Annotated in this window: 13 protein-coding genes and 4 tRNA genes; 10 read left to right on the top strand and 7 right to left on the bottom strand. The window is 68.8% G+C overall.

Going from position 1 to position 12,642, the window contains the following annotated elements:
• Window positions 1-70 precede the first annotated feature (70 nt).
• Window positions 71-1,267: a ribonuclease D gene (locus Q9S78_RS11765; protein ID WP_311870330.1), complete on the bottom strand. Its 1,197-nt coding sequence runs from the start codon at window positions 1,265-1,267 to the stop codon at window positions 71-73.
• A complete protein-coding gene (locus Q9S78_RS11760; protein ID WP_018186698.1) occupies window positions 1,260-1,841 on the bottom strand; it encodes a DUF3000 domain-containing protein in 582 nt (193 codons plus the stop codon). The genes Q9S78_RS11765 and Q9S78_RS11760 overlap by 8 nt, the downstream gene beginning before the upstream one ends.
• Window positions 1,842-1,866: 25 nt before the next feature.
• On the opposite strand from Q9S78_RS11760, the gene Q9S78_RS11755 reads away from it, so the two are divergent.
• Complete coding sequence (locus Q9S78_RS11755; protein WP_311870327.1) at window positions 1,867-3,105, top strand: alpha/beta hydrolase; 1,239 nt, start codon at window positions 1,867-1,869, stop codon at window positions 3,103-3,105.
• On the opposite strand, the gene Q9S78_RS11750 is transcribed toward Q9S78_RS11755, so the two are convergent.
• Window positions 3,077-3,781 (bottom strand): dihydrofolate reductase family protein, encoded by a 705-nt coding sequence (locus Q9S78_RS11750; protein WP_311870325.1) that lies wholly within the window; start codon window positions 3,779-3,781, stop codon window positions 3,077-3,079. The genes Q9S78_RS11755 and Q9S78_RS11750 overlap by 29 nt on opposite strands.
• Window positions 3,782-3,835: 54 nt before the next feature.
• Between Q9S78_RS11750 and zapE the strand changes: the two genes are divergently transcribed.
• From zapE to Q9S78_RS11730, 4 genes are all read left to right on the top strand, one after another.
• Entirely contained in the window at window positions 3,836-4,867 is a 1,032-nt protein-coding gene (gene zapE / locus Q9S78_RS11745; RefSeq protein WP_311870323.1) for a cell division protein ZapE, read from the top strand.
• Between the two features lie 159 nt (window positions 4,868-5,026).
• On the top strand, window positions 5,027-6,295 hold the full coding sequence (locus tag Q9S78_RS11740; protein ID WP_018186702.1) for an ammonium transporter: 1,269 nt from the start codon (window positions 5,027-5,029) through the stop codon (window positions 6,293-6,295).
• Window positions 6,296-6,462: 167 nt separating this feature from the next.
• The gene (locus Q9S78_RS11735) at window positions 6,463-7,746 is read left to right on the top strand and encodes an ABC transporter substrate-binding protein (RefSeq protein WP_116229139.1); all 1,284 of its coding nucleotides are present in this window, start codon (window positions 6,463-6,465) and stop codon (window positions 7,744-7,746) included.
• Window positions 7,747-7,778: 32 nt separating this feature from the next.
• Window positions 7,779-8,249, top strand: coding sequence for a type II toxin-antitoxin system PemK/MazF family toxin (locus tag Q9S78_RS11730; protein WP_311856657.1), 471 nt, complete (start codon window positions 7,779-7,781; stop codon window positions 8,247-8,249).
• A 46-nt stretch (window positions 8,250-8,295) separates the two neighbouring features.
• Here Q9S78_RS11730 and Q9S78_RS11725 read toward each other — a convergent pair.
• Window positions 8,296-8,368 (bottom strand) — tRNA-Val (locus Q9S78_RS11725).
• A 160-nt stretch (window positions 8,369-8,528) separates the two neighbouring features.
• Here Q9S78_RS11725 and Q9S78_RS11720 point away from each other — a divergent pair.
• The 3 genes from Q9S78_RS11720 to Q9S78_RS11710 all read left to right on the top strand — a co-directional run bounded on the left by Q9S78_RS11720 (window position 8,529) and on the right by Q9S78_RS11710 (window position 8,825).
• Window positions 8,529-8,600 (top strand) — tRNA-Gly (locus Q9S78_RS11720).
• Between the two features lie 55 nt (window positions 8,601-8,655).
• Window positions 8,656-8,729 (top strand) — tRNA-Cys (locus Q9S78_RS11715).
• Window positions 8,730-8,753: 24 nt separating this feature from the next.
• Window positions 8,754-8,825, top strand: a tRNA-Val gene (locus Q9S78_RS11710).
• A 72-nt stretch (window positions 8,826-8,897) separates the two neighbouring features.
• On the opposite strand, the gene Q9S78_RS11705 is transcribed toward Q9S78_RS11710, so the two are convergent.
• On the bottom strand, window positions 8,898-9,206 hold the full coding sequence (locus Q9S78_RS11705) for a DUF7882 family protein (RefSeq protein ID WP_020097327.1): 309 nt from the start codon (window positions 9,204-9,206) through the stop codon (window positions 8,898-8,900).
• Between the two features lie 135 nt (window positions 9,207-9,341).
• Here Q9S78_RS11705 and Q9S78_RS11700 point away from each other — a divergent pair, with 135 nt between their 5' ends.
• Window positions 9,342-9,692 carry a YnfA family protein gene (locus Q9S78_RS11700; protein WP_116229134.1) on the top strand — a complete coding sequence of 117 codons (351 nt, stop codon included), beginning with the start codon at window positions 9,342-9,344 and terminating at the stop codon, window positions 9,690-9,692.
• Between the two features lie 18 nt (window positions 9,693-9,710).
• Here the strand turns inward: Q9S78_RS11700 and Q9S78_RS11695 are convergent, their stop codons facing one another.
• Window positions 9,711-10,754, bottom strand: a complete 1,044-nt coding sequence (locus Q9S78_RS11695) for an NAD(P)-dependent alcohol dehydrogenase (protein ID WP_311870321.1) — start codon at window positions 10,752-10,754, stop codon at window positions 9,711-9,713.
• Between the two features lie 76 nt (window positions 10,755-10,830).
• On the opposite strand from Q9S78_RS11695, the gene Q9S78_RS11690 reads away from it, so the two are divergent.
• Window positions 10,831-11,343 carry an ACT domain-containing protein gene (locus Q9S78_RS11690; protein WP_116229132.1) on the top strand — a complete coding sequence of 171 codons (513 nt, stop codon included), beginning with the start codon at window positions 10,831-10,833 and terminating at the stop codon, window positions 11,341-11,343.
• A 23-nt stretch (window positions 11,344-11,366) separates the two neighbouring features.
• Here the strand turns inward: Q9S78_RS11690 and Q9S78_RS11685 are convergent, their stop codons facing one another.
• Window positions 11,367-12,533 (bottom strand): SLC13 family permease, encoded by a 1,167-nt coding sequence (locus tag Q9S78_RS11685; RefSeq protein ID WP_311870319.1) that lies wholly within the window; start codon window positions 12,531-12,533, stop codon window positions 11,367-11,369.
• Window positions 12,534-12,642 lie beyond the last annotated feature (109 nt).

Below are 12,642 nucleotides of genomic sequence, written 5' to 3'. Positions count from 1 at the left end.
TGCCTCCAAAGATTGGGTTCCCACCCAGCCTAGAGAGGCGCTCCGACCGTGAAAATCGGTTGGTTCGAACCTACGAAGCGGGTTCGGACGGTTCGTCGGGGCTCTGCACGGAATCCACAAAGGCGGCGGCGATCACCTGTGCGGTCTGTTCAATCTGCCAGGTCCGGGCGCCGAGGGTGAGGAGGGCCTCACCTACTGATTCCGCGGTGATCTCCGCGGGAGGATTCCACGCGACCCGACGCAGGAGATCGGGCGTCAAGAGGTTCTCGGTCGGCATGTGCAGCTCTTCGGCGCGCGCCTCGACGACAGGTTTGGCGGCCTTCAGACGTGCGTCCGCGGCGGGGTTGCGGTCCGCCCACGCGCGCGGCGGGGGCATCCCGTCACCCGGGCCGCGCTCGGAGGGGAGGGCGGGGTCGGCCCGTCCGGCCTCGATGGCCGCCCACCAGCGATCCAGCTGGTTGCGGCTCGCGCGACCCGTGAACTCCTTGACCCGTGCGAGGTCCTGTTTGGTCGCAGGGTCGGCGATGACGGCGGCGACGAGGGAGCGGTCGGGAACCAAACGGCCCGGAGACACATCCTCCTCCCGCGCATACTCCTCGCGCGCCGTCCAGAGGGCGCGGGCCACGGCCAAGGCGCGACGACCGCGGACGGTGTGCAGTCCGCTGAGGCGACGCCACGGCTCCTCGCGTGCGGGCTTGGGTGCGCGCGTGCGGACGGCCTCGAACTCCTCCTCGGCGAATCGGGTCTTCTCCTGCTCGTCGAGCTCAGCTGCGAGGGCATCGCGCACGTCGATGAGGTGCAGGACGTCGAGGGCCGCGTACTCCAGCCATCCCTGGGGTAGAGGGCGCGTCGACCAATCCGCAGCGGAGTGCGCCTTGGCGAGGGTGATCCCGAGCGTCTGCTCCACCACGGCGCCGAGGCCGACGCGTTCATGGCCGAGAAGCCGGGCGGCGAGCTCCGTGTCGAAGATCCGGGGCGGCTCGAGACCTGCCTCGCGGAGGGACGGCAGATCCTGGCTCGCGGCGTGGAGCACCCACTCTTCGTCGCCGATCGCTGCCTGCAGCGCCGACATGTCGCCGATCGCGGGCGGATCGAAGAGATAGACCTCGCTCCCGCGACGGTAGACCTGGATGAGATAGGCGCGCTGCGAGTACCGGAACCCGGACGCCCGCTCCACGTCGACCGCGACCGGACCGTGCCCGGCCGCCAGGCGCGACGCTGCGGCCGCCGCCGTCTCCTGATCGGCGATGACCTCGTATTCAGCCACGTGTACTCCGCTGCCCGCCGAACACGGCGATGTTCTCCGAGCCCGGGGGAAGGCCTGCCAACATGCAGACCAACTCACCCCAGGCATCCATATGACTGGCGACGTCCCCCTCGGGGGACCACGAAGCGCGGAGCTCGATCTGCGCGCCGTCGCCCTCCGCGGCCAGCGTTCCGAATCCCTTCGAGAGGGTCTTCGTCGCTGTGCCGGATGCCGCGTGGAACGTCGCTCCACGTGCGGCGAGGGCGTCGACCAGCCAAGACCAGGCTACGTCGGCCAGAAGGGGGTCGGTGCCGATCTCGGGTTCGAGCGGTGCCTGCGCGAAGCAGACGATCCGCCACGGTCCGCCCCAGGCATCCGGTTCTGACGCGTCGTGGAGGATCACGATGCGTCCCGTGCCGTACGGGGATTCGCCGTCGTCGTCGGGACGCACGTCGCCGGCGAACGCGATGGCATCGGGAGCCAGCGAGGAGGGGGCGGCGATCTCGCGCACCACGAAGTCGTCGCGGAAGCCCAACGCGCGGAGCTCGTCGCTGACGGCGGGGAAATCCGGCGTCGCGGACGGAGGTTCGGTCACGGCGACAGACTAGAGTGAGGGCACCATGATGGCTTCCAGGCGCGCCGCTCCCGACGTCGCCCGGCAAGGAACCGTCATCGCCCTCCGAGGCACGGTGGTCGCACTCGCGACCGCGTTCGTGAGTGCGACGGGGCTTCTGGCGCTCCTCGCTGGAGGCGTCGCCCGGAGAGTGGTGACCCCGTCGGCACGCGTCCCCGACACGACGATCATCGACGTCGACACCGCGGCGCAAACGATCACCCTCTCGCGCTCGGACGACACGGTCCTCCCGGGCCGCTACGGCCTCTTCACAACCGGGACGCAGAGCTACATCAAGCTCGGCACGGTGCTCTCCGCACGCGGCGAGACGGTGACGCGCAAGCTGCTGACCCAGATCGACGAGTCCGACAGTCTGGCATCGGCCGCCGGCTTCAGCGGGTGGTACTTCTCCGACCCGGCCGAGCTCCACCTCCCCTTTGAGCGCGCGGACGTCGGAACAGCGCTCGGCGTCTGTCCTGCGTGGGTGTTCCCGGGCGCTGCGTCCGAGGATGCCGCCCCAACCGAAGACGTGTGGGCGGTCCACATCCACGGTCGAGGCACGACGCGCGCCGAGACGCTGCGTGGCGTGCCGCTGTTCCATGCGGCGGGGATCACATCGATCCTGGCCTCCTACCGGAACGACCCCGACGCTCCCCGGAGCAGAGGGGGCACGTCGGCCCTCGGGGCGACGGAGTGGCGCGACGTCGATCGCGCGATCGGCTACGCCCGTCGGGCCGGAGCCCGACGCATCGTGTTGGTCGGGTGGTCCATGGGCGGCGCCATCGCGATGCAGCTCGCGGTCAACTCCGCTCACCGCGACCTGATCGGCGGGGTCGTCCTCGATTCCCCCGTCGTGGACTGGCGCCAAGTGCTCAGCCACCACGCGGCCCTCAGCGGCATCCCTCGTCCGCTGACCCGAGTGGCCCTCGATGCTCTGACTCGTCGGTGGGCGTCCCCGCTGACCGGCGCCGTCGACCCGATCTCCTGGGACCGTCTCGACGTTCTCGCCCAGGCCCGTGATCTCGTGACGCCGACGCTGATCCTGCACAGCGACGGAGACGACTTCGTCCCCGCGCAGGCTTCGCGGGATCTCCGCGACCTGCGCCCCGACCTCATCGAGCTCGAGGAGTTCGAGGGTGCCCGCCACACGAAGCTGTGGAACTACGACGAGGAGCGCTGGACGAGCCGCATCCGCGAATGGCTCGACGCGCGAGGGCTCAGCGTCGCCGGAGCCGCAGGTAGCTGAAGCCGTCGTCGTCGACGAGGACGCCGGCCGGCCACGTATCGATCGGTCGACGAAGGGGCAGGAACGGCCCGGCCGTGGGAACCAGATGCGGCGCGGCGGTGACGCAGTACTCGTCGATCAGGTCGTCCGCTGCGAACTGGGCCGCCAGGGTGGGGCCGCCCTCGCACACGATGTGCCGCAGCCCTCGGTCGATGAGCGATGACAGGATGCCGGTGGCCGACATCCGCCCCTCGCTCGCCGCGACGGGCACCACGGTGACGCCGTGGGCAGCCGGGGGTGGCTCCGCGCCCTCGGGCATGACGAGCAGCACCTGGTCGTCGGGGCCGTCCGGATCCGGGTCGAGGCGGTGGCCGGCGAGGTCTCCGGAGCCGGTGATCACCGCCAGCCGCGAGCGACGGGGGAGCAGGTAGCCCTCTGCCCGCACGGTCTCGGCGCCGACGATGATCGCATCGGCGCTGGCGCGGATGACGCCCAGGATCGCCCGGTCGGCGCGGTTGGTGAGCGTGTCGCTCGTGCCGTCGGGCCCGACCGCGGATCCCGTCAGGGACGTGATCATGTTGAGCCGGACCCAGTTCTCCTGAGCGGGCGCGTACCGATCGGCGATCCAACGACGGCCGTCCGCGCTCGCGGCATCCACTCGCTCTCCGGATGACGGCAACACCTCTGTGACCCACACCCGGCCATCCTCGCACGCGGCGAGGGCGCCTGCCCGGGTGACTAGGCTTGACGGGTGCCTGTCACCTCCTCCGGAACCACTCATCTGAGCGAACGCGATCCGAAGGTGAGCGGAGCCGAGATGGTCGCCGCACTCGTACCGCCTCCGCAGTTCGATCACGCGACCTTCGCGACCTACCGTGCCGACGAGTCCTACCCGTCGCAGCAGGGGGCGAAGGACCTGCTCGAGGTGTTCAGCTCGGGCCGCGGGGCCCCCGCGGCACGCGGCGGGTTCTTCCGCCGGGCCAAGCGCGAGGCTCCGATGAAGCCCGGCGTCTACCTCGACGGTGGGTTCGGCGTCGGCAAGACCCACCTCCTCGCCGCGATCTACCACGCGATGCCGGCCCGTCGGAAGTACTTCGGCTCGTTCATCGAGTACACCGCCCTCGTCGGCGCTCTGGGGTATCAGAAGACGGTCGAGCTGTTCCGCGGCGCCGACCTCCTGTGCATCGACGAGTTCGAGCTCGACGACCCGGGCGACACGATGGTGATGACCCGACTGATCGCCGAGCTCGTGCCGACCGGCACGAAGCTCGCCGCGACCTCGAACACCCCGCCGAACGCCCTCGGTGAGGGGCGTTTCGCCGCGCAGGACTTCCTCCGTGAGATCCAAGCGATGTCCGAGCACTTTCAGACGATCCGCATCGACGGCACCGACTACCGGCAGCGTGCCGTCGACGGTCACGCCGTGGTCCTCGACGACGCCGCCTACGAGAGCGCGATGACGGATGCCGCGGCATCCGCCCTCGTCTCCGATGACGACTTCAGCGCGTTCATCGGTCACCTGGCGTCGGTGCACCCGTCGCGCTACATCCGCCTCATCGAGGGCATCGGAGCGATCGGTCTGCGGAACGTGGTCGGTTTCGATGATCAGGCTGCCGCGCTCCGGTTCGTGGCGTTCGTCGACCGGGCCTACGACGCGCAGATCCCGATCCGCGCGACAGGCGTGGCCCTGGACTCGGTGTTCCGCGAGGACATGCTCGCGGGCGGGTACCGCAAGAAGTACCTCCGCGCCGTCTCGCGACTGGTCGCTCTCACCCACTCGTAAGCACGTTCCTCTCGGAGTGCCGGGAAACCTGATGTTTACCTCGTCGCCACCCTCGTAACCGGCGCGAAACACGGACGCGCCTCCAGGCGAAACCGCGGACCTCGACACTGGGGGCACCCGACGCTACACCTGCGTCCCTGCAGAGAGGTTCCCTTCGAGATGGATCAAGGCAACACCGCATTCATACTCATCGCGGCCGCACTAGTCCTGCTGATGACCCCAGGTCTCGCGTTCTTCTACGGCGGCCTCGTCAAGGCGAAGAGCGTCATCAGCATGATGATGATGTCCTTCGGCGCACTCGGCCTCATCGGCGTCCTGTGGGTGCTCTACGGCTACGCCATCGCTTTCCCGGGCGAGTCGGGAACGGTCTTCCCGTGGGCCATCGATGGCGGAGCGATAGGCCTGAGCAACGCACTGGAGCTCGCTGACGGGGCAAGCTACCCCGAGCTGGCATTCATCGCCTTCCAGGCGACGTTCGCCATCATCACCGTCGCTCTCGTCTCTGGCGCGATCGCCGATCGGGCCAAGTTCGGTGCGTGGATGATCTTCGCGGGTGTCTGGGCGACCGTCGTCTACTTCCCGGTTGCCAGCTGGGTCTTCAACTTCGGTCTCGCTGACGACGGATCGTTCGAATACGGCGGCTGGATCACCCACGGTCTGCAGGACGTCTTCGGCGTCGGCGTCATCGACTTCGCCGGCGGCACCGCGGTCCACATCAACGCCGGTGCGGCGGCTCTCGCCCTCGCGCTCGTCCTCGGCAAGCGCGTCGGCTTCCAGAAGGGCGTCCACGTCCCCCACAACCCGCCGTTCGTCCTCCTCGGCGCCGGCCTCCTGTGGTTCGGTTGGTTCGGCTTCAACGCCGGGTCCGAGCTCGCGGCCGACAACACCGCTGCGCTCGCCTTCGTGAACACGATCGCCGCTCCGGCCGCGGCGCTGCTCGGGTGGCTCGTCGTCGAGAAGATCAAGGACGGCAAGCCGACGTCGGTCGGTGCCGCCTCGGGTGCCGTCGCAGGTCTGGTCGCCATCACCCCCGCCTGCGGTTCGCTGGACCCCATCTGGGCCATCGTCCTCGGCATCATCACCGGTGCCGTCTGCGCCCTCGCGATCGAGCTGAAGTTCAAGCTCGGTTTCGACGACTCGCTCGACGTGGTCGGCATCCACCTCGTCGGTGGTCTGATCGGAACGCTGTACCTCGGGTTCTTCGCCCGCGGCACAGGGCTGTTCATGGGCGGAGACGCCTCCCAGCTGATCGTCCAGGCGATCGCGGCCTTCGCCGTGCTGATCTACTCCTTCGTGCTCGCCTTCATCATCGGCTTCGCGATCGAGAAGACGATCGGCTTCCGCGTCAAGAACGAGGACGAGATCGCCGGTATCGACACGATCGTGCACGGTGAGGCCGGCTACGTCCTGGAGGACGCCAAGGCCTGATCCGTCACAACACACGGAGGGCGTCGCGGGATTACCCGCGGCGCCCTTCGTCGTCGTTCGTGACACGTTTCATTTTCTGCTTGTGCGTTCTCGGCCGGCTGCCCTACGGTGAGCGGGAAGCGCTTTCCCCTCTGTCTCCGTCCAACGAAGGACGAGAAAGGACGACGATGTCCCGCATCCGTACGACCGCCGCCTGGGCGGCCGCAGCCGTTTTCGCTGTCTCGCTGGTCGGCTGCACCCCTGCCTCGTCTCAGTCGGGCGGTTCGTTCGACCCTGATGAGAAGGTCTCCCTCGATTTCGCGTGGTGGGGCAATGACGACCGAGCGGCTCGCTACGCGAAGCTCATCGAGGCCTTCAACGAAGAGCACCCGAACATCACGATCAAGACGACGTTCACGGACTTCCCGAGCTACTGGGAGCAGCGGCAGGTCGAGGCAGCGAGCGGCAGTCTCCCGGACGTCTTCCAGTTCTCGGACAGCTACCTGCGCCAGTACGGCGAGAGTGGTGCGATCCTCGATCTGAACGAGGTGGCCGATCAGATCGATGTCACGACGTTCGACGACAGCCTGCTCGGCACGGGCCGATTGGACGGCACGCAGTACTCCCTCCCGACCGGCTACAGCCTCTGGGCGAACTTCGTGAACGAGGACCTGCTGAAGAAGGCGGGTCTCGAGCTCCCGGCGGCGGGTTCGTCGTTCGAGGAGTTCGATGACTGGCTCGCCGAGGTGACCGAGAAGACCGGCGGCGACCCTTTCGGCGGGACCGACTACACGCAGCGCATCCAGGTGTTCGAGCTGCAGCTTCGCGCCGCGGGGAAGGCGCTGTACACCGACGAGGGTGAGCTCGGCTTCACGAAGGACGAGTTGGCGACATTCTGGGAGTCCGGAGCGACGCTGCGCGACGGGATCACCATTCCCCAGCAGCAGCTCGAGGAGATCAGTCCCATCTCAGGCTTCGGCTCGACCCGGACGCTCAGTGAGATGAGCTGGAGCAACTTCCTCGGCGGGTACCTGGCCGATTCCGGTGCATCGTCGATCGCCATCGTGGCTCCGCCGACGACGGATGCCGGGGCGAAGGACCTCTACCGCCAGGGCGGTCTGCAGGTCGCGATCTCCTCGCGGACGAAGCACCCCGAGGCCGCCGCGATCTTCCTCGACTACGTCGTCAACAGCCCGGAGGCGGGGGAGATCTTCGGCACGACCCTCGGCTTCCCGGCATCCAGCAGCAAGCTGGAGGGCACGAAGCTCGAAGGGCCCGATCAGCAGGTCGCGGACTACATCGAGTCGGTCTCCGACCGGATCGGCGACGCCCCGCCGCCGGCGGTCGTGGGATACGGCTCGCTCGAGCAGAAGTTCTGGGATCTGGGCAAGGAACTCGGACTCGGAACGAAGTCGGTGGATGCCGCGGTGGATGAGTTCTTCGCTGAGGCGGACGTGATCCTCAACAACTGACCGGACCCGCGGACGAGGGCTAGGGTGACGGCGTGGCATCCCGTCTGATCTCCGCCCTCGTCCGCTTGTTCCGGTCCTCGCCTGACACGACCCGGCCCGCCGGAACCGTGCGTGTGATGCCCGGCGACGTGCGGGACCTCCGCATCAGCTATCGCCCGGAGTCGGACGGGGATCCCGACGCGGGTGAGATCGTTTGGACCTGGGTTCCGTTCGACGAAGCTGACGGGCGTGGCAAGGATCGTCCGGTCCTCGTCATCGGGCAGCACGGTCGTGACCGGCTGTACGCGGTCCGCCTGACGAGCAAACCCCACGACCGTGATGGAGAGCATCTGGCGCTCGGATCGGGGGAGTGGGATGCCTCCGGCCGCCCGTCATGGATAGACCTCGGCCACCTCTACAGCGTCCCGCCGGGTGCGATGCGACGCGAGGGAGCGGCCCTGGACCGTCGCCGCTTCGATCAGGTCGCCGCAGCGCTGAATGCCCGGTACAGCTGGTCCGTCTGAGGCCTGAGAACAAACGAAAGCCCCCGGAAATCCGGGGGCTTCTCGGTGGGCGATGCCGGACTCGAACCGACGACCTCTTCCGTGTGAAGGAAGCGCGCTACCAACTGCGCCAATCGCCCGAATGACACTCGGGCCGATGACCGAGCATACCGGATGCCGCGGCCCCGACCGAACCCGCCCGCGCCGTGACGGCGAGACACGCGCGGGGCGGCGCCGGTTTTGCGCTGGCGCGGGAATCGTCTAATGTTTAACGAGTGCCGGAGAGATCCGGAACGAAATGCGGATGTAGCGCAGTGGTAGCGCATCACCTTGCCAAGGTGAGGGTCGCGAGTTCGAATCTCGTCATCCGCTCGAGTGTGGGGATCTTCCTCCGGGGAGATCACGTCACGTGGGTCAAACCACACACGGTGGCGTGGCCGAGTGGCTAGGCAGCGGCCTGCAAAGCCGTCCACACGGGTTCGAATCCCGTCGCCACCTCCACTCACAACTCAACAGCCTTCACAGGCGCGATTGGCGCAGCGGTAGCGCGCTTCCCTGACACGGAAGAGGTCACTGGTTCGATCCCAGTATCGCGCACAGACAAACCCCCGGTACTTCCGGGGGTTTTTTGTTGCGCCGACAGGGCGCGCGATCGCGCGCCCCGCGCCGTCAGCCGGCGGTCTCGTCGGACTCCGGCAGCTCGTGCAGGCCGGCAGGCGAGTTCGCCAGGGTCATCAGCCGCGCGACCCAGTCCTGATTCAGCGGGATGCGGGTGTCGTGGCGGCGCCGGAACGCGAGACGCGCCGCGCGGTTCATCCAGACGGTCGTGCGCCCGGTGCCTTCTCCCGCTGCTCGCGACCACGTGAACAGGAACGCCTCACCTCGGCGGAGCTTCGCGTAGATCACGGCTTCGAGGTGCACGAGGGTGCGGTCGTCGATGTCGAATCGAGTGGTGGCGTTGTAAGAGAGGAGTCCCATGGAACCGACCCAGGTCTAGGCGTACAAAGAGGGCGGAGCTGCGGTCTCCTCTGTCATTGTGCCATCCGATCAGCCGTTCCCGTGTCCGGCGCGGCCGTGTCACACCCGGGGATCCCTCGCTGACAGACTGACCCCATGACCACCGCCCGGATCGTCGCCCTCTTCGTCGTCGCCGCCCTCGCCGAGATCGGCGGAGCCTGGCTGATCTGGCAGGCCGTACGCGAGAACCGCGGCTGGTGGTTCGCGCTCCTGGGCATCGTCGCACTCGGCGCGTACGGGTTCGTCGCCGCGTTCCAGCCGGATGCGAACTTCGGTCGAGTCCTCGCGGCCTACGGCGGCGTCTTCATCGCAGGTTCACTCGCCTGGGGAATCGTCGTCGACGGGTTCCGTCCGACGCTCTGGGATTACGTCGGGTCGGCGATCGCCCTGGTGGGGGCCGCGATCATCATCTTGGCTCCGGTCGTCACCGACGCAGGAGAGGCGTGACCGCGACCCCGGGACGCCTCAGGGGACGATGACCGCGCGGCCGCGGACCGTTCCCGCGGCGAGGGCCTCGTATGCCTTCGGTCCCTCGTCGAGCGAGTACCGCTGGATCTCGACGCCGACCTGCCCGGAACGAGCGAGCTCGAGCACTTCGATCAGCTCGCTGCGCGACCCCCAGTAGGGGATGCGGAGAGCCGCGTCGTAGGCGATGGAACCGAAGCCGACGTGCGCTGTTCCGCCGCCGATCCCGACGATCGTGACGTCCGCGTCGAGCGCCGCCGCCGCGACGGCGGTCGCGATCGTGGGCTCGGCGCCGACGAAGTCGAAGACGGCGTTCGCTCCCAGGCCGTCGGTGAGTTCGCGGATCCGATCGACCGCGTTCTCGTCGCTGATCACGGTGTGGTGCGCGCCCACCTCCCGTGCCAGCTCGAGTTTCTCGTCGGTGACGTCCAGCGCGATCACCGTCGCCGCCGAGACGGCACGGAGGATCTGGATCGCGACGTGGCCCAGCCCGCCCGTTCCGATGACGACCGCGGTCGTCCCGGCGCCGAGCTTCGGCAGGGACGTCTTGATCGCGTGGTAGGGCGTCAGACCGGCATCCGTCAGTGACACGTTCTGCACGGGATCGAGGTCGCCCAGCGGCACGAGGTGACGTGCGCTGTCGACGATCATGTACTCCGCCATCGAACCGGGCGCGCCGAGACCCGGAGGCATGATCCCTTCGGCCTGCGCGTTCGTGCAGTAGTTCTCCTTGCCCTGAGCGCAATTGCGGCAACGACCGCAACCCCAGGGCCCGTATACGGCGACCGCGTCGCCGACCTGGAGGTGTTCGACGCCCTCGCCGAGCTCCTCGACGGTGCCCGCGCCCTCATGCCCGAGGGTGAGCGGGAGCGGATACCCGGCGGCGGTGTACTCCTCCTCGCTCAGACTCATGACGAACTCGTCCGAGTGGCAGACGCCCGCGGCGGTGACCTTCAGGAGGACCTGACCGGGTCCGGGAGAGGGCTTCTCGATCTCGACGACTTCAGGGTGGGAACCGATGCGCGTGTACTGGAGTGCCTTCATGCTCCGCACGCTACGCCTGCGGATCCCCCGCGCGCACGGCCCTGCGCCCGCGCAGCCGGGACGATAGGATCCGGCCATGGCCCACCTCGTGCTCACTGTGGTCGGCGACGACCGTCCGGGACTCGTCAATGCCCTCGCCGAGCAGGTGTCCGCCGTCGGCGGCAACTGGGAGCGCAGCGAGCTCGCCGAACTCGCCGGCGCGTTCGCCGGCATCGTCCTCGTCACGATCGACGATGACCGAGAAGCCGACCTGGTCGCGGCTCTCGAGGGGCTCGACGGGATGCTGCGCGTCGCCGTCCACGGCGGCCGGGCCATCGCGTCCGCTGACGCCGTCGAGCGCTCCCTCGAGGTGACGGTCCTCGGCAATGACCGTCCCGGCATCGTCCGCGACGTCACCGCCGCGATCGCCGCTCACACTCTCAGCATCGACACGTTCCGCAGTCGCACGCTCGACGCGCCGATGGCCGGTGGGACGCTCTTCGAGGCGACTGTCGCGTTCCGTCTCCCGGCTGGAGCGGACGCCGCCCCGGTGACCACCGCGCTCGAGGAGCTCGCGGGCGAGATCCAGGTCGACCTCACCGTCGCCTGACCCCGGGCGCCCGCGGCGCGGGGTCAGCGGAACAGGAGCGGCACCGTGGCTGCGGCCACGACGAGCGGCGCGGCGACGAGGCCCCAGAGGATGAACCGACGCCACGGCAGGTGGACGTCTGCGGCGACGAGCCGTTGATGCCACAGAAGTGTCGCGAGCGAGGCCCACGGGGTGATCAGGGGGCCCGCGTTAACTCCGATCAGCAGCGCCGCAAGACGTTCCGGCGTGTCTACCGTCGTCTCGAGGAGCAGGTAGGCGGGCAGGTTGTCGAGCCCATTCGCTGTGACGAGCGCGGTTCCCGACATGCGCAGGAGGTCGAGGGGCTCCGACCCCGAGCCGGCGAGCGCCGTGGCGAGCTGGCCGGAACCCCACGCCTCGAGCGCCGCGACGGCGGAGAAGAGGCCGGCGGCGAAGACCAGCAGCGACCACGGCACCAAGCGGATGCCGAGGGCCCGCGGCGAACGCCAGGCGAAAAGGACGAGCAGCGCGACGGCTGCGCCCGTCGCCGGGATCCATGGCTCGATACCGCTGACCAGCAGGGGGAGCAGTGCCAGGACGACGATGGATGCCGCGACCAGCTGCACCCTGTCGCTCACCCGCGGCGGCGCCGCCACCGTGAAGGTCCCGACCAGCGACCGGCGGTGGAACGTCCAGAGCAACCCGACGGTCACGAGGATCGCGACCGCGGCGGACGGGCCCAGAAGGAGGACGAACGAGGCAGGGTCGGCGGCCCCCGGCATCCGAGCCAGGGCGAGGAGGTTCGTCAGGTTCGACACCGGGAGCACGAGGGAGGCGGTGTTGGCGAGCCAGACGGTGGTGAGCGCGAACGGCAGTGGGGGCAGACCGTTCGCGCGGGCGACGGCGATGACGACGGGCGTCAGCAGCACGGCTGTCGTGTCGAGGGAGAGGAACGCCGTGGTCACGACGGCGAGCACGAAGACGAGCACCCAGAGGAGCGCGGTGCGTCCCCGCGACAGGCGAGCGAGCCACGACGCCGTGACGTCGAAGACGCCGGCCTTCGCGGCGAGCTCTGCGACGATCGTGACCGCCACGACGAACGCGAGGATCGGCAGGACGCGTTCGGCGACGTCGCCGAGGTCGGCGAGGGGGAGGACCCCGGTGACGAGGGCGGCGATCGCCCCCAGGAGCAGGACGAGTCCCGCGAGAGCGAGCTTCACGGCATCCATCATCGCCCCTGTCCGCCGCCCAGTAGACTCGCAGGATGCAGAACGGCCGGTCATCCCACCTCGCCGGTACGCGAACGCCGCGGGCCTGAGCGGGCGGAGCGCGTCGTGCGCT

Origin of the sequence: Microbacterium aquilitoris, assembly GCF_031932285.1 — a bacterium.
Lineage (GTDB): Bacteria > Actinomycetota > Actinomycetes > Actinomycetales > Microbacteriaceae > Microbacterium > Microbacterium aquilitoris.
The sequence above is the reverse complement of the archived record's forward strand: the minus strand, read 5'-3'. Positions and strand labels throughout refer to the sequence as shown.